Genomic DNA, 20,192 nt, shown 5'->3' with positions numbered 1-20,192 from the left:
CGATCGCAGGGCACGCCCGAGATTCCCGGGTTGAAGATGGTGTGGCTGTCGCCTTGGGGCGACGTCGCCAAATCCCACCCGTGGCGCAACATCATCGTGCACCAGACCGAAGGCCCGGCCGGCTCGGCACGAAATGGCGCCGCCGAGCAGCACAAGAACCCGACCCGCCGCGGCGTGATGGTTTGGGTTGAGACCGACGGCACGGTCTATTGGGCGGTCGCCGACAATCTGGTCCCGACCCATACCGATGGCGCCGACCGCAACGACAACAAGTATATCGACAACAGCAAGACCTATCGCCAGGTGAACAAGGACACCTCGATCGGCGTCGAGTTCGCCGGCAACTATCCCGACGTCACCAAGGGACCGACCGATGCGCAGATCGCCGCCTGGCGCGTTCTGGTGAAGCTGCTGCGCGCGCGTTACGGCATCCCGCTGGAGCGCGTCTACGCGCACAACTGGATCGACTTCAAGGATGCCCGCTATTGCGAGGGCTGCGCGCTCGCGACGATGGCGCGGCAGTGGGGCGAGTAGGGCGCGTACGCGTCATGTGTGGACGAGGACGCTCGGGCTAGCAAACAGCTGTCATCGCCCGGCTTCGACCGGGCGATCCAGTATTCCAGAGGCGGCAGTTATTGTGCGTCCTCTCTCGACCGCCGCGGCGTACGGGGTCCCCCGCTTTCAGAGGACGACAGCTTCGTAGGATGGGTGGAGCGAAGCGATATCCATCGACCTTGTGCTGCGCGGTGGGATGATGGGTATCGCTGCGCTCCACCCATTCTACAGACTGCCTGGATGTCGATCGCTCCTCTACCTTTGCGGAACAAGAGCTGGCGTTAACGACGCTTGACGATTTCCAGCCTGAACGAAATCGCTTCGAAGCTTGTTAAAATTTGCTGGGTACCTGTTGGAAGCACAGGGATCGGGGGAAAGACATGGCAAAGCGGGCCAAACGTAGGAAGACTGAGGCGCTCGCGCTGCCGGTGATCGGAAGAGTTGCAATTGGCGCCGTGGCGGCTGCCGCATTGGGGTACGGTTTGCTATGGCAGCCGGCGAGCGTTCAACCGATACGGAAGCAAGCCGCGCATCAGGTCCCGACGCCATCTAGTCCTACGCCATCGACTCCTGTTCACGTATCGGCGCCGGTTCAGGCTCCGGCGCCAGCTCCGGTTCCAATCCCGGTTCCTGCGCCCGCGCCCCGGATCGAAACACCAAAAGCCGCTGACGCTCCCGGAAGATTTGTTCGGCAGGTGGTTGATTACGCCAGCCACCAGACGCCGGGCACCGTCGTCATCGATACCGGAAACACATTCCTTTATCTCGTTCTGAACGACGGGCAGGCGATGCGCTACGGCATCGGCGTTGGCCGCGAAGGTTTCACATGGTCCGGTGAACAGACCGTGGCCCGCAAGACAGAATGGCCGGACTGGCGTCCGCCGGCAGAGATGATTTCGCGCCAGCCATATCTGCCGCGGTTTATGGCAGGGGGGCCCGGCAATCCGCTCGGCGCCCGGGCGATGTATCTGGGCGATACCGAATATCGAATTCACGGCACCAACAAGCCCGATACGATTGGGAAGCGGGTTTCGTCCGGCTGTATCCGGCTGACCAATGAGGACGTCGTGGACCTCTACGATCGGGTGAAGATCGGAGCGAAGGTGATCGTGCTTCCGGCACAAGCTGCCCCCATCCTAGCCGAAAAATGAAACGTTCGGCTCTCCGGCTTGGACTGGAAGTCCCCCGGTTCGGTCGCTATGAGCGGCTTTTGACCCGACGCCGACATTCGTTGCTCTATCGCGTTCGATCAGGCTGTGGGTGGTCATCGAACTTGGGGGCGCTCGATGCTTCGATGGTTTGGATTTGTGCCGCGATACTGTGCGCTTTGGCTTCCCCTGCGTGGTCGGCAGGGTCGTCCGTGCCGTTTGCCGACGGTGGTTACATTCCGGACTTCTTGAAGATCGTTGGTCAATACAACGCGAGCGGCGATGAATTTCGCATCGAAGGAATTTGCAAATCAGCTTGCACGCTGTTCCTTGGCATCCGAAATGTCTGTGTTCAGCGCGATGCTCAACTGATGTTTCACGCTGGCCATGACCTCGCGGAAAACCGCACCGGTCCCGAAACGCGTGCGAGCCGTGCGCTACTTTCCCAGTATGACGAAGGATTGCGGCGCTATCTGCTCGAAGGCCATCATATGGATAGCGATGCATTCCATACGCTGGAAGGTCACGTGCTGATCGAGCGCTTCGGCTATCGGGAGTGTCCACCGAGCGAGGGGACGCCCTCAACCCGATAGGCAGAGCGGCTGCTTCTGGCCCTTGGCCGACATGGCCAGGAGCGCCTCGGGCGAGCAGCGAGGGTGGGCCGAAGCACGCATGTATCCGCCCACGGCTCCCCACTTTCGTCAATTTTGATCGCCATGTCAGATATGCAATTTTTGCCGAAGCGTGGCGATCGGAGCCACGTGATCAATGTCTTCATTCCAAATGATTTGCAGGACGGGTTATGAAGAACGCAACACTGTTTGCCCTTGGTTTGTTGGCGGCGGGAGTTTGGTCACAAGACGGCGCGAGATGTCAGACCTCGCTTTCTCCTCCGCTTTCGATTGCGCCGCCGCCGTCGAATGAGGGAACGGCATCTACGGCCGCAACCAACAGCGTCTGGCCATCGCCGGCGACCGCTAAGAATTCGGCGCCCCGTGCGGCTAAAGATTTGCCGCCACGCCCGACTGCCCCACGATCTGCCACTGTCGAGCACACGCCGTTAGAGCCCGACAGCGTTTCGCAGGCACAAGTGATCGACAGGTCGCGGCCGTCGGCTAGACCTGTCCCCGATTACGATGGTTTTAGCGTCGGCATCGAGGACGACACGTCAAACCGGCCGACGCGACCCGTCAAGTCGCACCGGGCAAAGCATCCCGCGCTCGATCAAGAAGCTGATCGTGTCTCTGACCACCAATCGGTCGATCCCGGCGACGATGACAAGCTAAAGGGCAAGCTTACGATTTGCCGCGGCTGCAAGTAACAGGTGACACTCCGGGCGGACGTTTTGATTGGCCTTCATTTTTCTGGAAGTCTTGCGGCGCAAGAACTATCGCCGGCAGCAGATTTCTGAAGCTGCCACCGGGCGTCGTCTTTTGACCCAAAGGAGATCCGTTGATTCCTCGATAGGGAACAAGTTGCCAAGAAACCACAGCTATCGAAGGGAATGTCAGCTGATCGCATTTCTCGTGGCGGCGCTCTCGCTCGCGGCCTATTAGTGAGGGATCGCAATTAATGATTTTGAGTCCAGCATTTTGGGTCTGACGTACTGATTGATCACAGCGGGAAATGGCAGTGGAGCCAATTCCTCGAGCTGCGGGGTAAATCGCGAGATGAATTTTAGCGGTCAATCGCAATCCAATCGTTCGAATCCTGCGCATTCCATACCGGTACCCTCCGTCGATCAAACGAGTGGGAGCCGTTGCATCGAGACGCGCTTTGGATTCAAGGCAACTGATCTGATCGTGTACCCGGCTCACGGCGTCGGCCAGATTGTCGCGATCGAGGAACAGGCGGTGGCGGGAGCTCAGCTTGAGTTCTTTGTCGTCTATTTCGCGAAAACCAAAATGACGCTGCGAGTTCCTACAAGAAAGGCGGCAAGCGTCGGGATGCGTGAGCTTTCCGATCCGGCTGCCATCCAGCACGCGCGAAGTATCTTGCGTCAAGCGCCTCGCAGAGCGCGTGGCAATTGGTCCCGGCTTGCTCAGGAATATGAGAGCAAGATCAAGTCGGGCGATATTCTCGCCATCGCAGAAGCGATGCGCGATCTCTATCGGCCGGAGTTGAATTCCAGCCAAAGCTACAGCGAACGACAGCTCTATACGGCTGCACTCGAGCGCCTTTCGGGAGAGGTTGCCGTTGTCGACGGCGTCACCGAAGAAGCGGCCGTCAGAGAGCTTGAAAGTCTGATGATGACTGAGGCAAGGCGAGGCGCTTAGAGCAGTCTGTGGAGATCGGGACGCTTCTGGCGAATCTTCAGCGAGACGGTCCGCCGGGGCTTGGGAGTGCGCTGGAGCTTAGCGGCGAGGCGGCTCATGGCTCCGCGATACTTCCGGCATTCACGCGCTCATCACACGAGACAAGCTTCGCGATGCTGATCGCTTCTCACTTGTCGAGCCTTGTCTCGACCGGTCCACCTTGCCGCACACCGGTTACGACCAGGGCACAACGCCGCCCGCTTAAAATACACACGGGCAGCGTTGGCTCTAGCCCCAGGATGTAACCTGACGAATAGAAAACTGCGTTGTCCTGCAAACGTTGCTTACCCAGAAGGGGTAGCGGGGCGATCGTGAGACGCGACCTGTGCTGCCTTCGAAGCGCCAGCGCGCCGGCACCACCTGCATGTCAGCATTTTCCCCCTTGCCGACATAGCCAAGAGCGCGGCAGGATGATGCGTATCGCTTCGCGCCACCCACCCTACAGACAAAAACAAAAAAGCCGGCGTTGCCGCCGGCTTTCGTGTCTGTTGGCTTGCCGCCGCGCGATTAGTGCGCGGCTTCGAGAGCGGCTTCCTGCCGGGCGATCGTGCCCTTGACGGCCGACTGCACCTTTTCGAAGGCGCGGACCTCGATCTGCCGCACGCGCTCGCGCGACACGCCGAACTCGGCGGCGAGGTCTTCCAGCGTCATCGGCTCATCGGCCAGACGCCGCGCCTCGAAGATGCGGCGTTCGCGCGGATTGAGCACGCCGATCGCACCGTTCAGGGCCTGGCGGCGATGATCGAACTCTTCGCTCTCGGCCATCAAGGCTTCGGCGTTGGGCGAGTTGTCGACCAGCCAGTCCTGCCATTCGCCGGCTTCGCCGTCGTCGCGGATCGGGGCGTTGAGCGACGCGTCACCGCCGAGGCGGCGGTTCATGTCGACCACGTCCTGATCGGTCACGCCGAGGCGCTTGGCAATCAGCTTCACCTGGTCGGGGTGGAGATCACCCTCTTCCAGCGCCGAGATCTTGCTCTTCGCCTTGCGCAGGTTGAAGAACAGCTTCTTCTGGTTCGCGGTGGTGCCCATCTTCACGAGCGACCAGGAACGCAGAATGTACTCTTGTATTGATGCCTTGATCCACCACATGGCGTATGTGGCGAGACGGAAGCCCTTCTCGGGCTCGAATCGCTTCACCGCCTGCATCAGGCCGACATTGCCTTCCGAGACGACCTCGGAGATCGGCAAGCCGTAGCCGCGATAGCCCATGGCAATCTTGGCCACGAGCCTGAGATGGCTGGTGACAAGCTTATGCGCCGCGTCGCGATCGTCATGCTCGCGCCAACGCTTGGCGAGCATGTACTCCTGCTGGGGCTCCAGCATGGGGAACTTGCGGATCTCGGCGAGGTATCGAGAGAGGCCGGATTCTCCATTGAGGACCGGCAACGTAGCTGTACGGGCCATTACTTGCGCCCTCCAGTGGTTCAGGCCCCCGATAGCGGCGGGCCCGGCAGGTGGCCGCTGGGTTAAAGCCGGCCATGCTGCGATGTTCCGCGTTGGATATTCAACGCAGGTGCAACATACACCAAACTGTCCGTGATAGGGAAGGATTGCTGACGTCACGTCCCCGTGTGGCAGGTATAACCTGTTGTCATGACGTGGCTTTTCCGGGAGGGGTGCGTCATACCGCCGCTGCCAACGCCCGCTGCAGGAGAAGCAAATCCTCCGGCAAAGCCGACTCCCAGTGCAAAAGTTCCCCGGTCCGGGGGTGTTCCAAAGCCAGCAGATAGGCGTGAAGGGCCTGGCGGTCGAGCGCGGTGAGTGCGTCCTTACCTTCCACGCTGAGCTGCCCGGCCTTGGTCTTGAAGTGGGCGCCGTAAACGCTGTCGCCCATCAGGGGATGGCCGAGATGGGCAAGGTGCACCCGGATCTGATGGGTCCGCCCGGTCTCGAGCCGGCAGGCCAGCAGCGAGGCGACCGGCTTGCCGTCGCGGCCGGCAAAGCTCTCTCGCACCTCGAAATGGGTGATCGCCTCGCGGCCGGTCTGGCGGACCGCCATTTTCTCGCGGGCATGGGGATGGCGGTCGATCGGCGCGTCGATGGTGCCGTGGGGCCGGTTCGGCACGCCCCAGGCAAACGCCATGTAGCCGCGCTGCATCGGGCCGGTGCGGCCATGGTCGGCGAACTGCGCGGTCAGCGACTGATGGGCGTGGTCGTTCTTGGCAACCACCATCAGCCCCGTGGTGTCCTTGTCGAGGCGGTGCACGATGCCCGGCCGCTTGACCCCGCCGATACCCGACAGGCTCGAGCCGCAATGCGCGATCAGCGCGTTGACCAGCGTTCCCGTGGCGTGGCCGGCCGCGGGATGCACGACAAGGCCCCTCGGCTTGTTGATGACGATGATGTCGTCGTCCTCGAACACGATATCGAGCGCGATGTCCTCGCCCTGAGGCTCGGCGGGCACGGCCTCCGGCACGTCGATTATGATCGTATCGCCCTTGGCGACATGATAAGCGGGGTCGCGCACGACGGCGTCCTTGACGGCCACGGAACCGGCGAGGATCAGCGCCTTCAGCCGGGACCGCGACAGCTCCGCAGTGCGCTGTGCGAGCACGCGGTCAAGCCGGGCCGAGCCCTCGTCGCCTGCGACGATGACCTCCAGCTTCCGACCGCCATTCGAAGAGACCTGATTCAAATCGACCTGTTGCAAAGATAGAGCCTTGTGATGACCGACACCGCTGTGACCGAACCGACCCCCGACCAGGCCGCGCTGATCGCGCGGGTGCGGCGCATGATGCTGATCGCGGGCCTGACCTCGGCCTTGGCCGTGGCCGTCGTGTTGATTGCCATCGGCTACCGCCTTTATCGCAGCGAGGGAAGCCCCGTTTCCGTCTCCGACGTCACTGCTGCGCTGCCGAAAGGCGCCCGTATCGTCGCAACCGGCGTCGCCGGCGAACGGCTGGTCCTCACGCTTGATATAGGCGGTGCAACAGAGATCCGCACATTTGATGCAAAGACACTGAAACCTGTCGGCAGGCTGAGCTTCGTCAACGAGCCCTGATCGAAGCAATCGCGAAGCGGCGCGGTCGATCAACCAAAAGCTGCAGCGTATTTTTTGCGCATGCGTTCGCGCATCGAGAATGTGTGCCGCCATCTTTTCGGCTGAGTTGCACGCTCAGCTTGCGCCATGTCGGAGTCCAACCCCAGCGCTTCCGTCGAACAGAGAGTTGAATCCGATGCATCGGGTTCGTGCGCGGACCCGACGCGTCGCGCGGTGTTGACCGCGCTTGCGGGCTGCGCCTGTCTCGCCGCGATCGAACCCGCAGCCGCCGACGATGAAGACCAGCCCGGCGCCAGTGAGCGACCGCAAAAAGCCGACGTGCTGGTGCGCGCCGAAGGCGACAAGGCCGGCCAGGTCATCAAGTCGGATGATCTGAAACTCGGCGGACCGCCCATTCGCGCCTGGCCGCAGGACCCGAAGACCTCGGTCGTCCGCAAGGGCTCGCGGCTCAACGAGGTCGTGCTCGTCAAGCTCGATCCGAGCGAACTCGACGATGCCACGCGCGCCCGCGCGCCTGACGGCATCGTCTGCTACTCGGTCATCTGCACGCATGCCGGATGTCCGATCACTGCCTGGTTGAAGGAAGAGCAGGGCGACAAGAACGTTCTGAAATGCCTCTGTCACAACTCCGAATACGATCCGCGGCAGAATGCGCAGGTCGTGTTCGGGCCGGCGCCACGTCGCCTCGCGGCATTGCCGCTGACGGTTGCCGACGGCGCGATCACGGTCGCAGCGCCATTCGTCGGAAAGGTGGGTGCTCAGCAGGGAGGATGAGGCCACATCGGGATTTCTGCATGACCTAAGCTGAAAAAACAAAACAGAGCAGGGAGGTAGCATCTCATGACAAGCAAGCAGTGGTTACTGTCGAGTTGTGTCGCATTCACGTGCCTCATTTCGACCTACGCCGTCGCAGGGTCGATCGAAAACTACAGTTCCGTCACCTCTGCGCGTCTCGAAAATCCCGAACCCGGCAACTGGATGCTGTATCGCCGGACCTATGACGGACAGGGGTACAGTCCGCTCAACCAGATCAACACCTCCAACGTCAAGGACCTCAAGGCGGTCTGGACTTTCTCGACCGGCGTCATCGAGGGCCATGAGGCGCCGCCGATCGTCAACAATGGCGTGATGTTCGCCGCGACCCCGATGGGGCAGGTGATCGCGCTCAACGCCAAGACCGGCGAGGAATACTGGCGCTACAAGCGGCAGCTTCCCGACGATCTGTTCCAGCTGCATCCGACCAGCCGTGGCGTCGGCCTGTGGCAGGACAAGGTCTACTTCGCTACCACCGACGACCATGTCGTCGCGCTCGACGCCAAGACCGGCAAGGTGGTCTGGGACACCAAGGTCCAGGACTACAAGAAGGGTCAGTATCTGACGCTGATGCCGCTGGTGGTCGACGGCAAGGTGATCGTCGGCGGCTCCGGCGGTGAGTTCGGCGTGCGCGGCTATGTCGTCGCCTACGATGCCGAGAGCGGCAAAGAGCTCTGGCGCACCTTCACCATCCCCGGCGAAGGCGAGCCCGGGCACGAGACCTGGAGCGGCGACGACTGGAAGTCGGGCGGTGGATCGGCCTGGATGACCGGCACCTACGACAAGGACAACAAGACGATCCTTTGGGGCGTCGGCAACGCTGCGCCGTGGCCGGGCTCGGCTCACGCCGGCGACAACCTCTACACGAGCTCGGTGATCGGCCTCGATCCCGAGACGGGCAAGATCAAGAAGCACTTCCAGTATCACCAGAACGATTCCTGGGACTGGGACGAGGTCGATGCGCCGATGCTGGTCGACCTGCAGCGTGACGGACGCTCGTTCAAGAGCCTGATCCACCCGGGACGCGACGCGATCTTCTGGGTGCTCGAGAACAAGCCCGACAAGATCAACTACGTGTCCGGCTGGCCGTTCGTGAAGACCAATGTCTGGAAGGGCATCGAGGCCGAGACCGGCCGGCCGATCGTCGATCCCGAGCACAAGCCGGTGATCGGCAAGCGGGTCGAGTTCTGCCCGTCGCTGTGGGGCGGCAAGGACTGGCCGTCGGCGGCGTACAGCCAGAGCACCAAGCTCGTCTACGTTCCCGCCAACGAGAACTTCTGCGGCGGCTTCACGGGCGAGAAGCAGCCCTTGGTTCCCGGCCAGCTCTGGCTCGGCACCAAGCCGGAGGACATCGGGCTAACGCCGGCACCGAACGCCGATCATTTCGGCGAGTTGCAGGCGTGGGATCCGGCCACCGGCAAGAAGGTCTGGCAGCACGACTTCAAGACTTCGCAGCTGTTCGGCTCGGTGACGGCGACCGCGGGCGACCTGGTTCTCGCTGGCGGCACCAATGACCGGATGTTCCGCATCTTCAACGCCAAGACCGGCGAGCTGTTGTGGGAGCAGAAGACCAACTCCGGCATCATGGCGATGCCGATGTCCTATGAGGTCGATGGAACGCAATACATCGCGGTCCAGTCGGGCTGGGGCGTCGACGCGCAGCGCATCCAGGATGCGCTCGCCGGTAAGGTTGCGGGCTTCGAGAACAACGTCCCGCAAGGCGGCGTGATCTGGGTGTTCGCGCTCGACAAGAAGTAAGGCACGCGATCGGAGCTTTGGTTCTATTGAAGCAGAGCCGAGGCTCCAGAAAGCGCTTCTCACCGATAGGGGGCGATGCGATCGGGAAGCGGCGGTTGGGGAGACCGCCGCTTCCCGGTCCGCCTTGGCTTTCAGCATGATCCTTCCGGATCATGCGCTACTTGCCCTTGGTATCGACCTTCTGCTTCTCGTCCTCGTTCATCTTCTTGATCGTGGGATCACGGGTGGCCTCGCCTGTGGTTTGGCCGGTGGTCGAAGGTGGGCCGCTGCTCGGAACCGAGGTCTGGTCGGGCAGCACTTTCGCTGGACGCGTCGCGGTCGTGCTCGGCGGCGAGGTGCTCTGCGCAAACGCTGTCTGTGTCGCAAAAAGCAAGATGCCCGCGGACAAGATCGCTGCGAGCGTCTGGAATTTTCGAGGTGGGGTTCTCATCGATCTGCTCCTCTAAAGCGCGATCTAGATCGCGCTTTAGCTGATTTGCTGGGGCATGATCTTCTCGGAAAACCGCTTCGCACTTTTCCGGATCATGCCTCGGATCGATGAGAACGGCCCGCTTCAGCTAACGTTCCTGCCTCAGGTCTCCAGCTGCTTGCCGATCGGAAGCGCCCGAATGCGCTTTCCGGTGGCGGCAAAGATCGCGTTGCTCAGGGCCGGTGCGAACGGCGGCACGCCGGGCTCGCCGACGCCGCTGGGCGGAGTGTCTGCCCCGGGCGGCACGATGTAGACGTTGGTGATCGCAGGCGACTCGTCGATCCGGATCACCGGGAAGTCGTCGAAATTGCTCTGCTGCACCTTGCCGTCCTTGAAGCTGATCTCGCCATATTTGGCGAGGCTGAGCCCCATGATCGCGGCGCCTTCGATCTGCGAGGCGATCCGCTCCGGGTTGACGTAGGTGCCGCAATCGATCGCGGTGTCGACCCGCGGCACCGTGAGCTTGCCCTTGTCGTCAACAGCCACCTCGACGATGGTCGCGATGTAGCTGACGAAGGAACGATGCACGGCGATGCCGAGACCATGGCCTTTCGGCACGGTACGGCCCCACTCGCCCTTCTCGGCGACCAGTTCGACCACCTTGCGCAGCCGCGCGGTGTCGATCGGGTAGCTGTCATAGGGCTCGCCGTAGTTCCAGGGATCCTTCACCGAGGACAGGTTGACGATCCGCGGGCTTCCGATCAGTTCCAGCAGCATGTCCTTCTGGTCGCGGCCCGTCGCATGCGCGATTTCCCCGACCATGGATTGCACCGCGAAGGCACGCGGGATGTTGGAGACCGAGCGGAACCAGCCGATGCGCGTGAACGCGGCCGCTTCCGGATTCTCGCATTGCAGATTGGCGATCTCGAACGGATTGTCGATCAGGCCCATACCGAGCTCGAACGGCGCTTCGTGGTTGGCGCCGGCGGCGAAGGTCGAGGCGATGGTCGGCGCCACGCTGCGGTGCCGCCACGCAATCACCTTGCCGCTCTTGTCGAGACCGGCCTCGATCCGTTCCACGGAGACGGTATGCAGGAAGTCGTGATGGACGTCGTCCTCACGGGTCCACTGCACCTTGACCGGCGCGCCGAGTTCCTTCGACAGCAACGCCGCCTCGAGCGCGAAATCGCATTTCGACTTGCGGCCGAAGCCGCCGCCGAGCAGCGTCACGTTGACGGTGACATTGTCCTCGGGGATGCCGAGGGTCTTGGCGACATCCTCGCGGGTGCCACCGGGACTCTGCACGGGCGCCCAGATCTCGGCCTTGTCGCCCTTGACGTCGGCCACCGCGACCGGCGGCTCCATGCTGACATGGGCGAGATGCGGCAGATAGTATTCGCCGACGATCACCTTGTCGGCACTCTTCAGGGCCGCATCGACGTCGCCTTCCTTGCGCACGATGAGGCCCGGCTTGCGCGCGGCTTCCTCGAGCGACGCACGATAGGTCACCGAGTCGTATTTGGCGTTGGCGCCGTCATCCCAGACGATTTTCAGCGCGTCGCGGCCCTTGATCGCAGCGCCGGTGTTGCGCGCGATCACGGCCACGCCGCCGAGCGGCTGGAACTTGGACGGCCACGGCCAGCCTTTGACCTCCATGACCTTCTCGACGCCGGGCACCTTCATCGCCGCGCTGTCATCGAACGACTTGACCTTGCCGCCGGTGACCGGCGGGCGGGCGATGACCGCATATTTCAGGCCGGGCAGGCGGGTATCGGCGCCGTAATGCGCCTTGCCGGTGGTGATGTCGTGCAGGTCGACGATCGAGACCTGGCCCTTGCCGAGATAGCGGAAGTCCTTCGGATCCTTCAGCTTGAGACCTTCAACGCTCGGCACCGACTCCTTGGCGGCATCGGCGGCGAGATCGCCGAAGCCGATCTTGCGGCCACTTGAGGTGTGCACAACCTCATGGTTCTGCGCCTTCACCTCGGTCACCGGCACGCCCCATTTCTTGGCGGCGGCGGCTTCCAACATCGAACGCGCGGAGGCGCCGATCTGGCGCATCGGGATCAGATAGTGCCGCGTGCTGCGCGAGCCGTCGGTGTCCTGGTTGCCGAACTTGACCTCGTCGCCATGCGCCTGCTGGACATGGACGCGCGACCAGTCGGCCTCCATTTCCTCGGCGACGATCAAGGGCAGGCTGGTGCGCACGCCGGTGCCCATCTCGGCGCGGTGCGCCAGGATGGTGACGACGCCGTCGGGGGCGATCGCGACGAACACGCGCGGATCGACCACGACGCCGTGCGGCATCTTGCCCGCGCCGGTCTCATAGGCGAACGCCTGCCGTGTCATCACGGGCGCGGCGAGCACGAAAGAGCCGGCGATGCCGAGACCCTTGAGGATGCTGCGGCGCGAAAGATTCTCGACCTTCACGTGCTTCTCGAAGCCGCGAAGTCTGTTCGGATTGGTGCGGATGTTCATGTCACACCCCCGTCGATGCGAGATGGACGGCATTCTCGATCCGCTGGTAGCAACCGCAGCGGCAGATGTTGCCCGACATGGCTTCGCGGATCTGGTCGTGGTTGGGCTTCGGGTTCTGGTCCAGCAGCGCCGCGGCCTGCATGATCTGGCCGGCCTGGCAGTAGCCGCACTGCGGAACATTGACCTGGCGCCACGCCTTCTGCACCGGATGGTCGCCGGTCGGGTGCAGCCCCTCGATGGTGGTGACCTCGCGGCCGGCGACGTCGGAGACCGAGGTGATGCAGGCGCGCACCGCCTCCTTGTCGATGACCACGGTGCAGGCGCCGCACAGCGCCTGGCCGCAGCCGTACTTGGTGCCGGTGAGGCCGGCTTCGTCACGCAGATACCACAGCAGCGAAAGATCCGGGTCGCCGTCCCAATTCTGTTCCTGGCCGTTGATTTTTAGTTTGATCATGGTCTGTCCTCGCTCTGCTTAAGCTATTGACCGGTGCGGGCAGGGCGGAACGTCTTCCATGGCCTGCGGCCGCGTTGATGTTTGTTTTTGCCAAGATATTTCGTGAGCCAAATTGTCGTGCCTGCGGGCTTGCGCTTTGTTCCAAGCACTCCTCTCGCGTCTCGAGCGCCTTGCCCGGCGCGGCATGGTGAAGAGCGGCGATGTTAGCAGAGGCAGGCCGTCGGGTGACTTCACAGCCAGGTGTTTTGCATTTCCGTTTGGCGAAAGCAGGGCCGTGCACGATGCAGACATGACATCCGGAGGTGGCCATCATGCGCGCGGCGCGGCCGCATCGCTGGTCTGTGCGGGTGCGGCGCGCTGAGGCCCGCAGGGCGCAGGGGGCGTTCCAGGGCTGCTCCGGTGCCGAAATCGCCGGCACGGCGCGGTAAGCATGGGTGACAAAATCCCCGCCGCAACGCACAAGCCATCTTGCGGCAGGCCGATTTCAAGGCTATTGCCTTCCCCCTCAACGCTCCCTTCGTCTAGCGGTTAGGACGCGGCCCTCTCAAGGCTGAAACAGGGGTTCGATTCCCCTAGGGAGCGCCATTTTGCCACCATTCAGAATAAAACTGCGAACTCTGCTGGATTCTCGCCTTTAAAAGTTGCTTCCGGGCAGAGGTTTTGCAGCTTCTCGGGGCCTCCGATGAGCCTTTTTGACCGCGTGGCTGCGGAGGGCCAACAGTTTATTGCGTCAACGTGGCGTCGTTGAGGCTATGCAAGGTCGACGATCTTGTCCCGCAGCGCGGCCACTGACTCGGATTAGACAGAGACGACAAATCCCCGAGATCGCTCCCTTCAAGCAAAGCACGCAGCACCCGGCGCATTACCTTCATCTTGCGCGTGCGCGGGAGGTCATTGAGGAACAGGATTCGACGCGGGCGGTAGGAAGCGCCCATTCGCTCAACCGCCGCCTGAGTCAGCTCAATTTCCAGGACTGCATTGCCCTCAATTCCCGGTATTGGATCGCAACCGCACACGATCGCTGATCCCTTCACTGGATCGGCAACACCAACGGCTGCGGCCTCAGACACCTTCCCGGTGGGCGTGAGCAATCCTTCAATCTGTGCAGGCCCCATGCGCTTTCCGGATATTTTGATCGTGTCGTCGGAGTGGCCGAGAATGTAAAACAAGCCGTCCTCTCCGCGTTTGGGCGAAATCGCCGTGGACCCACAGGTCCGGGAGAGTGCTCCAATAACTTTGAATGTATCGTTCGTCTTCCAGAGGCTTTTGATCATCCGATTGAGGCTTGCCGCAACGCAAGCTCACCGACCGTTCCGGGGGCGACCGGTGCTCCACTTGGGTCGACGATGTCGGCACCCATGGGATGGTGCGAGCAGGACGTTTGTTTCAGGTTACTGCAAGGCCATGCTCGAGCGCAGCTTCTTTCTTGCCGGAGACGAATGAGCCGATTGGGGCGCGTGAAGCAGTCTTGGTATCAGATACCGGCGCAGATTGACGGCCGGTTGAGGCGCACGCAGGCGGCCGCGCTTGCCCATCAGGCCGGCGCAATATGACTTGTGTCCGCCTTAGCCGCCGATTGCCCGCTCGAGGCAGCCGACCAGCGTCGCTGCGTCAAACGGCTTGCGCAGGAAGCAGGTGGTCCCGCTCGACTTGGCTTCTTCCTCGAGATCAGGTTCGGCGCGGGCGGTGATCATGATGACGGGAATGCTTTCACGGCGCAGAGCGAGCTCCCGCTTGAGCTCAAACCCGTTCATGCCCGGCATCTGGATGTCGGTGATCGTGCATGAGAATCGCCCGAGTTCGGCGGACGCCAGAAAGGCTTCGGCCGACGCGAAGACACGAACATCGTATCCCAGCGACCGGATCAGCCCTGCTAGTGCGTCGCGCATCGAGGGATCATCGTCGATAATCGAAATCAGATGCCCCGCAGCCATGTTTCAGCCCTCGCGAGCCCGGCCGCGGGCGACCCCTGCTGGCGCCGGATGAGTTGGCGCGATCAGTGTGTCCAGGTTTCCGCTCATCGCGTCCTGTCCTCCAAGGTATCCGCCATGCGAACTAGGTCGGCCAGTGAGCGGGCTTCCATCTTCCGCATTGCCGCGCCGCGATGGATCTTGACTGTGACCTCGCTCAAGCCGAGCTCGGCAGCGATCTGTTTGTTCATCTTGCCTTTGGTCACCAGAGCCATGACCTCACGTTCCCGCTGCGACAGGGTCGCATAGCGATCCACGACGGCGCCGGTCTGGGTCTCACTTGCCCGCCGCAGCCGATCGCGATTGATGGCAACCGTAACCGCATCGATCATATCCTGCTCGCGAAATGGCTTCGGCAGAAAGTCGACCGCGCCCGCCTTCATGGCGCGCACCGTCATCGGGATGTCGCCGTGCCCCGTCATCAGGACGACCGGCAAGCGAATCCCCAACGCCACGAGCTCCTCTTGGAAGTCGAGCCCGCTGGTGCCAGGAAGACGAACATCGAGCACGATGCAACCGGGGCCATCCAGGCGGTCTTCCTTAAGGAATTCATGGGTCGAGGCATAGGTTCGCGCGCTGAGACCGACCGAGCGAAGCAGGCTGTCGAGCCCAAAACGAAGCAAATCGTCGTCGTCGACGATATGCACGATGGGGGTCTCGTCCGACGCCTGGGTCATGTCACAATTCATCCAGCAGCTGGATCAGTATCCATTTCATCGTCCATACCACAGCTCGGACTTCTGCATCACCACACGAAGGTATGGCCGGCGAGCCGAGCTGTCGCTGCGAAAATTATCGGCGGCGGCCGGCAGCAACAATTGGCCCACGCCGCAATGCTTGATACGCCCGCCTGATCGCTCCTTTTGTACGAAGCGTGCGTGTTTTTCACAGATCGATCATCCTTGCTGCGCTTCGCCCATACCAACGTGTGCTGTAGCCAGACCCAGGCACGATTGGCACGACGGAGGGCATTTATCATCCTCACCTGCACGACGAAGTACCTTTGTGTACATCAAGTGATCGGACGCTCCCGTGCTCCGGGAGCGACGGCAAGCGATCTAACAGGAATCGAATCATGCTCAAATCGATGGACGAACGACAAATCGAGCCTTTGATGCTGTTGTTGCGGCCTTCAATCGCGGAAGGATATCCCGAGCGTTCCGTGCCACAGTTGCTTACAGCTGGCATTGGCGATCGCGCCGCTGCCATGCCAGCTCAGGGCTTTGTCCGAGGCGGATTGTCTCCGAGAGTCTTGCGGCGCCTTCGCGAATATATTGACGCCAACATCGAGCAGCGGATCAGCGTCGAAGCGCTGGCCAGGCTCGCGAACCTTTCGGTGTGCTACTTCGTCCGCGCATTCAAGCAGTCTGTGGGCCTCACGCCGCATGATTACCTGATCCGACGCCGGGTCGAGCGAACAATGGAAATGCTGTCGAGCACGGACCTGTCCCTTTCGGAAATCGCCCTGGCGGCCGGCTTTGCCGATCAGAGCCATTGTGCGCGACGTTTCCGTCAGCACGTCGGAATGTCGCCGCGCGACTATCGCTGGTCGATACCGTAGGCGCCTGCCGGTGGTGAGGAAGTACGGCTCTCCCGGTCGCAGCCTGCCATTGGCAGAACGCCGGCGATCCGATCTGGCCTGCGGCTGGTCCTCAATCACGGACGACAATCCGCAGCGTCTTTCTCCCGGATCCGCACGACGTCACGTCTGGCGTCGGGAGATGCGAAGTTCATCGTTCTGAGGCGGCTAGCTAGCCTGTGCATGTCACGAGCCGAGCGTGTCGCGCGCAAGCGTGGCAGCTGCAAAGCTCAAAGACCCAGCAGATGCGTCTTTCACCATCTGGTGGCGCCAGTTCATGGCCGGGCATCTATCATGAAATCTTGAAACCGTGCTGCGTGTATTGAGCCAGCTGGCTGCCGCTCCCTGATTCAAAGGGGGTAGGGGCATAGCGAGCGGTTGGCACGAGGCCACCGCCGCCGCTTACGCGGCGGCACCACTAGTCGTTCAGGCGGCGAACGGATGTACCCCAATAAGCCTCGTAGCCGGTCCAGCGCTCGTCGGCACCATCAAGCTTGATCCGGCCGATGCGATTGTTCTGAAGGCCACCAAGATAGAGATAACCCTTATGCTCGCGCATCGAGGTCAGCGTTGAATGCGAAATTCCGGTGGCGTCCCACCAGGATTCCAGCGTCTCGCCTTTCTCGGTGAACTTCAGCACGCAGCCGTGGTTGAGGGATGGCGCGAGCCACTCGTCGCTCGGCACCTGCTTGACCATGCGCAGCCGGAAGCCGGGTTTTCGCGCGGCGAGGTCAAAGGTTGGCGTGCGAATGCCGACGAGCGCCATCCAGTAGTTGCCGTCGGAGGCGCGATTGATGTTGTCTGGGTTGCCCGGCAATTTGTCGATCAGGACCTCGGTCCTGCCTTGCTTTGGGCCGACAAGCCAATGACGAAAGATCTTGCAGAGCGTGGTGCTGGCGATCAGGAGTGAACGCCCGTCGTGCGAGACGCAGATGCCGTTCGGGAAATAGAAATGGTTGACGATCGTACGCGTCGATTTTGTCGCCGGATCGTGGCAGACGATGCGACCATTCGGGCGTGCCTCGAGCATGTCAAGGATATGGGTTGCCATTTCATAGCGGGTGGTGCAGTCGCTGAAGTAGATCTTGCCGTCGGGCGCGATGTCGAGATCGTCGGCCATGCGCAAGCCAGAATCGTCGTTGAGCTTGTACCAGGTACGGTTGGTCTCGTCGGTGACCTTGAACACCTCTCCGTCCTGCCTGACGCCATATACGCCCATGCCTGCGACGGCCACGATCAGGTTTTCGTCCCGATCGAACTGCATGCCAAGCGGCCGGCGCCGATATGGGCAAACACCTCGCGGTTTTCAAAGTTCGGACCCGAGAAGCGGATGATGTTGCCGTCGCCCGTCGAGCCGTAGACGCGGTCCTGACGGTCGAGGATGACGTCCTCCGGACCCACAACCTGGTCGAGGCCAATGGCTTGCGCGTTGAGCAGGCGGTCATTCTGCGCGTACGGCGTCCTCGAGCCGGCTTGGACCGAGGGCGCAGGCGAGAGCGCAATGAATGCCGGATTGACGTAGATCTTCTGAAGCGCGCTGCCGCGATTCTTCGACCATTGGACATCGATGCCGACGGCCAGGAGGAGAATGACCCCGGTTACAGCGGAGGTGGTGTAGCCGGGGATTCCCGTGCGCACGAGACCATTGATGATGAGGAAAATGATCAATGCGCCAATCATCGCGCGCCAGACCGTGCCCTTGCCGCCGGCGAGCGATACGCCACCGAGCACAGCTGCGGTGAGTGCCTGAAACTCCCATCCGACGCCGGTGGTGGAATCCGTGCTCGATTGGCGCGCAGCGTAGAAGATGCCGGCCGCCGCGCAAAGCGCGCCGGAAAGAACATAGGTGAAGAACAGGATCATCCGGATGCGGATGCCGGCGTGCCGCGCCGCCTTGCGGCTGGCCCCGATGGCGGTGAGATGACGGCCATAGCGCGAGCGCGACAGGAAGACGTGACAGATCAAGAGAATGACGAACAGGGTTGCCGCGTTGAGCGGAATACCCATTACGCTGCCGGCACCAAGGAAGTCCCAGACGTCATTGTCGACCGAGCTGGTGGCGAAGACCTGCGCGTAGCTGGTATTGAGGAGATTGACCGAGGCGCGCAGGATGGTCAGCGTCACCAGCGTTGTCAGAAACGGGCGGGTTTTCAGGACGCCGATCAGAAAGCCGTTGATGCTGCCGAGCGCGGCGCCGACGGCCAATGTGGCGGGGATCACGAGCCACAGCGGCAGTTCGAGCGCCACTAGAAAGTAGAGTGCCGAAAAATTGCAGAATGCGAAGATCGCGCCCACGCTCAGATCGATGCCGCCGCCAATGAGGCAAAATCCCATCGCGAGCGCCACCAGGCCGAATTCCGAAAACCGCCGCAGCAGCGAGAACGTGTTTTGCAGCGTGGCGTAGTCGGGAATCGTCAGCGCGAAATAGAGCCATAACCCGATCATCACCGTAAAGGGAATCACGGGCTCGAACCACTGCTTCGCGAGCAGGCCGGACAATAGCAGTCGCGGCGAGAAGTGCCTGACGGATACTGAAAGTTGACTCATCGATGTCGACATCGTGAACTATTCGAAGGACAGCAGTGGTTGGCGGCCCACTCGGTGGCGCCGAAAAAGGACGAGCGGCTACTTCTTGGAAATTGCGAAGCAGTTGGCGCCGTTGGCGTTGGTTTTGTCGAGCCAGACCGGGCGCGTGAAGTATGTGAGATGTCTGGTCCCGGGCTTTTCCCCCGATTGCAACAGCGTTTCGGCGGCGAGCATCAGGTCGTGGCCCTGCTCGGTCGCCTTGTAGCTCAGGAATTTGTAGAAATTGCCCTGATTGACCTGGTCGCAGTCAAGCTGCGAGCCTTCGCCTGAGGCATAGACGCTGACGTCGTTGATCTTGCCGGCATTGCGGATCGCCTGCGCGGCGCCGGCTTCCATAATGCCCCAGAAGCCGATGCTGGCACAAAGGTCGGGGTGCTGCTGGAGGACGGTGACGGTGGTGCTGAGCGCGGTGTTGGCGTCCCAGTTCGCTGCCTGATTGGAAACCACCTTGATGGCCGGATCCTTGTTGAACACCTCCATGATGCCGCCCATCTGATCGACGCTGGCGGCTGCCCCAAGTTCGCCCTGGACGATCTGTACCTTGCCGGATTTGCCCGAGCTGCTGCCGCATTGCGTGACGACATCGGTTGCGATTATCTTTCCGACCTCGCGCCAGTCAGCGCCGACAAAAGCGCTGGACTTGTAGTTTGAGGACATGTTGATCTGAATGACGTGGGTGCCCTGGCTCTCCGCCCGCTTCAAATCCTTTATCAGCAGCGTGACACTCGGGTTCTGCACGATCAGCACGTCTGGCTTCTGATCGATCAGCGCCGTCAGAGCCTGCTGCATCGCCGACGGGTTGTTATTGGGATCCCGCACCACGTATTTCATGCCGCGCCATTCCGCCTCCTCCCGCACCGTGCGGCCCCATTCGTCCTGGAGGGGTATGCCTAGCGCAATCGGCAGATAGGCGACGGTCTTGTCCCGTAGCGACTTGTCGTAGCCGACGCGCAGTTCGCGGGAGGTCTTGGTGCCCCCATCCTCCTGCGCCTTCACCAACAGCGGCAATGTGGCCAGCGCAAGGGCAGGTATGACGATCGTCCACTTGGGAAACATGAGCTTCATTTGAATAGCCTCCGGCCGTTATGTGACACAAATTCTTTCGACGAGTCCCCGATAGAGTTGC

The 20,192-nt window shown here is 61.9% G+C and carries 20 protein-coding genes and 1 tRNA gene; 10 read left to right on the top strand and 11 right to left on the bottom strand.

The window, feature by feature from the left end:
• The 5 genes from H8B02_RS07075 to H8B02_RS07055 all read left to right on the top strand — a co-directional run.
• Positions 1–534 (top strand): peptidoglycan recognition protein family protein (locus H8B02_RS07075; RefSeq protein ID WP_229165577.1); only part of this gene is annotated, 534 nt, incomplete at its 5' end.
• Positions 535–935: 401 nt separating this feature from the next.
• Positions 936–1,706 carry a L,D-transpeptidase gene (locus H8B02_RS07070; protein ID WP_229165576.1) on the top strand — a complete coding sequence of 257 codons (771 nt, stop codon included), beginning with the start codon at positions 936–938 and terminating at the stop codon, positions 1,704–1,706.
• A 209-nt stretch (positions 1,707–1,915) separates the two neighbouring features.
• Positions 1,916–2,296: a hypothetical protein gene (locus H8B02_RS07065; RefSeq protein ID WP_229165575.1), complete on the top strand. Its 381-nt coding sequence runs from the start codon at positions 1,916–1,918 to the stop codon at positions 2,294–2,296.
• A gap of 756 nt (positions 2,297–3,052) precedes the next feature.
• Positions 3,053–3,259 (top strand): hypothetical protein, encoded by a 207-nt coding sequence (locus H8B02_RS07060; RefSeq protein ID WP_229165574.1) that lies wholly within the window; start codon positions 3,053–3,055, stop codon positions 3,257–3,259.
• A 114-nt stretch (positions 3,260–3,373) separates the two neighbouring features.
• Positions 3,374–3,979, top strand: coding sequence for a CarD family transcriptional regulator (locus tag H8B02_RS07055; RefSeq protein ID WP_312000677.1), 606 nt, complete (start codon positions 3,374–3,376; stop codon positions 3,977–3,979).
• Between the two features lie 546 nt (positions 3,980–4,525).
• Here the strand turns inward: H8B02_RS07055 and rpoH are convergent.
• Entirely contained in the window at positions 4,526–5,422 is an 897-nt protein-coding gene (gene rpoH, locus H8B02_RS07050) for an RNA polymerase sigma factor RpoH (RefSeq protein WP_021077401.1), read from the bottom strand.
• Between the two features lie 217 nt (positions 5,423–5,639).
• Positions 5,640–6,620 carry an RluA family pseudouridine synthase gene (locus tag H8B02_RS07045; protein ID WP_229165580.1) on the bottom strand — a complete coding sequence of 327 codons (981 nt, stop codon included), beginning with the start codon at positions 6,618–6,620 and terminating at the stop codon, positions 5,640–5,642.
• Positions 6,621–6,683: 63 nt separating this feature from the next.
• Between H8B02_RS07045 and H8B02_RS07040 the strand changes: the two genes are divergently transcribed.
• The 3 genes from H8B02_RS07040 (at position 6,684) to H8B02_RS07030 (ending at position 9,590) form a co-directional block, all read left to right on the top strand.
• Positions 6,684–7,019, top strand: a complete 336-nt coding sequence (locus tag H8B02_RS07040; RefSeq protein WP_050402671.1) for a hypothetical protein — start codon at positions 6,684–6,686, stop codon at positions 7,017–7,019.
• A 126-nt stretch (positions 7,020–7,145) separates the two neighbouring features.
• Positions 7,146–7,793 (top strand): QcrA and Rieske domain-containing protein, encoded by a 648-nt coding sequence (locus tag H8B02_RS07035; protein ID WP_229165573.1) that lies wholly within the window; start codon positions 7,146–7,148, stop codon positions 7,791–7,793.
• Positions 7,794–7,859: 66 nt separating this feature from the next.
• Entirely contained in the window at positions 7,860–9,590 is a 1,731-nt protein-coding gene (locus H8B02_RS07030; RefSeq protein ID WP_229165572.1) for a methanol/ethanol family PQQ-dependent dehydrogenase, read from the top strand.
• A 157-nt stretch (positions 9,591–9,747) separates the two neighbouring features.
• Here the strand turns inward: H8B02_RS07030 and H8B02_RS07025 are convergent, their stop codons facing one another.
• The 3 genes from H8B02_RS07025 to H8B02_RS07015 all read right to left on the bottom strand — a co-directional run bounded on the left by H8B02_RS07025 (position 9,748) and on the right by H8B02_RS07015 (position 12,931).
• Entirely contained in the window at positions 9,748–10,020 is a 273-nt protein-coding gene (locus H8B02_RS07025) for a hypothetical protein (RefSeq protein WP_229165571.1), read from the bottom strand.
• A gap of 141 nt (positions 10,021–10,161) precedes the next feature.
• Positions 10,162–12,477, bottom strand: a complete 2,316-nt coding sequence (locus tag H8B02_RS07020; RefSeq protein ID WP_229165570.1) for a xanthine dehydrogenase family protein molybdopterin-binding subunit — start codon at positions 12,475–12,477, stop codon at positions 10,162–10,164.
• 1 nt (position 12,478) lies between these two features.
• A complete protein-coding gene (locus tag H8B02_RS07015; protein ID WP_229165569.1) occupies positions 12,479–12,931 on the bottom strand; it encodes a (2Fe-2S)-binding protein in 453 nt (150 codons plus the stop codon).
• A gap of 510 nt (positions 12,932–13,441) precedes the next feature.
• Between H8B02_RS07015 and H8B02_RS07010 the strand changes: the two genes are divergently transcribed.
• Positions 13,442–13,516: transfer RNA gene (locus H8B02_RS07010), tRNA-Glu, on the top strand.
• A 137-nt stretch (positions 13,517–13,653) separates the two neighbouring features.
• Here the strand turns inward: H8B02_RS07010 and H8B02_RS07005 are convergent.
• From H8B02_RS07005 to H8B02_RS06995, 3 genes are all read right to left on the bottom strand, one after another.
• Positions 13,654–14,100, bottom strand: a complete 447-nt coding sequence (locus H8B02_RS07005) for an AMP-binding enzyme (protein WP_229165568.1) — start codon at positions 14,098–14,100, stop codon at positions 13,654–13,656.
• 396 nt (positions 14,101–14,496) lie between these two features.
• Positions 14,497–14,865 carry a response regulator gene (locus H8B02_RS07000; RefSeq protein WP_229165567.1) on the bottom strand — a complete coding sequence of 123 codons (369 nt, stop codon included), beginning with the start codon at positions 14,863–14,865 and terminating at the stop codon, positions 14,497–14,499.
• An 83-nt stretch (positions 14,866–14,948) separates the two neighbouring features.
• Positions 14,949–15,578: a response regulator transcription factor gene (locus tag H8B02_RS06995; protein WP_229165566.1), complete on the bottom strand. Its 630-nt coding sequence runs from the start codon at positions 15,576–15,578 to the stop codon at positions 14,949–14,951.
• 398 nt (positions 15,579–15,976) lie between these two features.
• Here H8B02_RS06995 and H8B02_RS06990 point away from each other — a divergent pair, with 398 nt between their 5' ends.
• Entirely contained in the window at positions 15,977–16,462 is a 486-nt protein-coding gene (locus H8B02_RS06990; protein WP_229165565.1) for a helix-turn-helix domain-containing protein, read from the top strand.
• A gap of 436 nt (positions 16,463–16,898) precedes the next feature.
• On the opposite strand, the gene H8B02_RS06985 is transcribed toward H8B02_RS06990, so the two are convergent.
• The 3 genes from H8B02_RS06985 to H8B02_RS06975 all read right to left on the bottom strand — a co-directional run bounded on the left by H8B02_RS06985 (position 16,899) and on the right by H8B02_RS06975 (position 20,131).
• Positions 16,899–17,744: an SMP-30/gluconolactonase/LRE family protein gene (locus H8B02_RS06985; RefSeq protein ID WP_229165564.1), complete on the bottom strand. Its 846-nt coding sequence runs from the start codon at positions 17,742–17,744 to the stop codon at positions 16,899–16,901.
• Positions 17,717–19,027: an ABC transporter permease gene (locus tag H8B02_RS06980; protein WP_229165563.1), complete on the bottom strand. Its 1,311-nt coding sequence runs from the start codon at positions 19,025–19,027 to the stop codon at positions 17,717–17,719. Before H8B02_RS06980 ends, H8B02_RS06985 begins: the two co-directional genes overlap by 28 nt.
• Positions 19,028–19,105: 78 nt before the next feature.
• Positions 19,106–20,131: a sugar ABC transporter substrate-binding protein gene (locus H8B02_RS06975; RefSeq protein WP_229165562.1), complete on the bottom strand. Its 1,026-nt coding sequence runs from the start codon at positions 20,129–20,131 to the stop codon at positions 19,106–19,108.
• Between the last annotated feature and the right edge of the window lie 61 nt (positions 20,132–20,192).

The sequence above is a fragment of the Bradyrhizobium altum genome, from assembly GCF_020889705.1.
Classification (GTDB): domain Bacteria; phylum Pseudomonadota; class Alphaproteobacteria; order Rhizobiales; family Xanthobacteraceae; genus Bradyrhizobium; species Bradyrhizobium altum.
This window is presented reverse-complemented; position numbering and strand designations above follow the sequence as displayed.

Excerpts from the sequence above, each read along its gene's own strand:
- H8B02_RS07025 (WP_229165571.1), bottom strand. The coding sequence starts at position 10,020 with ATGAGAACCCCACCTCGAAAATTCCAGACGCTCGCAGCGATCTTGTCC.
- rpoH (WP_021077401.1), bottom strand. The coding sequence starts at position 5,422 with ATGGCCCGTACAGCTACGTTGCCGGTCCTCAATGGAGAATCCGGCCTC.
- H8B02_RS07035 (WP_229165573.1), top strand. The coding sequence starts at position 7,146 with ATGTCGGAGTCCAACCCCAGCGCTTCCGTCGAACAGAGAGTTGAATCC.
- H8B02_RS06995 (WP_229165566.1), bottom strand. The coding sequence starts at position 15,578 with ATGACCCAGGCGTCGGACGAGACCCCCATCGTGCATATCGTCGACGAC.
- H8B02_RS07000 (WP_229165567.1), bottom strand. The coding sequence starts at position 14,865 with ATGGCTGCGGGGCATCTGATTTCGATTATCGACGATGATCCCTCGATG.
- H8B02_RS07015 (WP_229165569.1), bottom strand. The coding sequence starts at position 12,931 with ATGATCAAACTAAAAATCAACGGCCAGGAACAGAATTGGGACGGCGAC.
- H8B02_RS07020 (WP_229165570.1), bottom strand. The coding sequence starts at position 12,477 with ATGAACATCCGCACCAATCCGAACAGACTTCGCGGCTTCGAGAAGCAC.
- H8B02_RS07040 (WP_050402671.1), top strand. The coding sequence starts at position 6,684 with ATGACCGACACCGCTGTGACCGAACCGACCCCCGACCAGGCCGCGCTG.
- H8B02_RS06980 (WP_229165563.1), bottom strand. The coding sequence starts at position 19,027 with ATGAGTCAACTTTCAGTATCCGTCAGGCACTTCTCGCCGCGACTGCTA.
- H8B02_RS06975 (WP_229165562.1), bottom strand. The coding sequence starts at position 20,131 with ATGAAGCTCATGTTTCCCAAGTGGACGATCGTCATACCTGCCCTTGCG.
- H8B02_RS07030 (WP_229165572.1), top strand. The coding sequence starts at position 7,860 with ATGACAAGCAAGCAGTGGTTACTGTCGAGTTGTGTCGCATTCACGTGC.
- H8B02_RS07070 (WP_229165576.1), top strand. The coding sequence starts at position 936 with ATGGCAAAGCGGGCCAAACGTAGGAAGACTGAGGCGCTCGCGCTGCCG.
- H8B02_RS06990 (WP_229165565.1), top strand. The coding sequence starts at position 15,977 with ATGCTCAAATCGATGGACGAACGACAAATCGAGCCTTTGATGCTGTTG.
- H8B02_RS07055 (WP_312000677.1), top strand. The coding sequence starts at position 3,374 with ATGAATTTTAGCGGTCAATCGCAATCCAATCGTTCGAATCCTGCGCAT.
- H8B02_RS06985 (WP_229165564.1), bottom strand. The coding sequence starts at position 17,744 with ATGCAGTTCGATCGGGACGAAAACCTGATCGTGGCCGTCGCAGGCATG.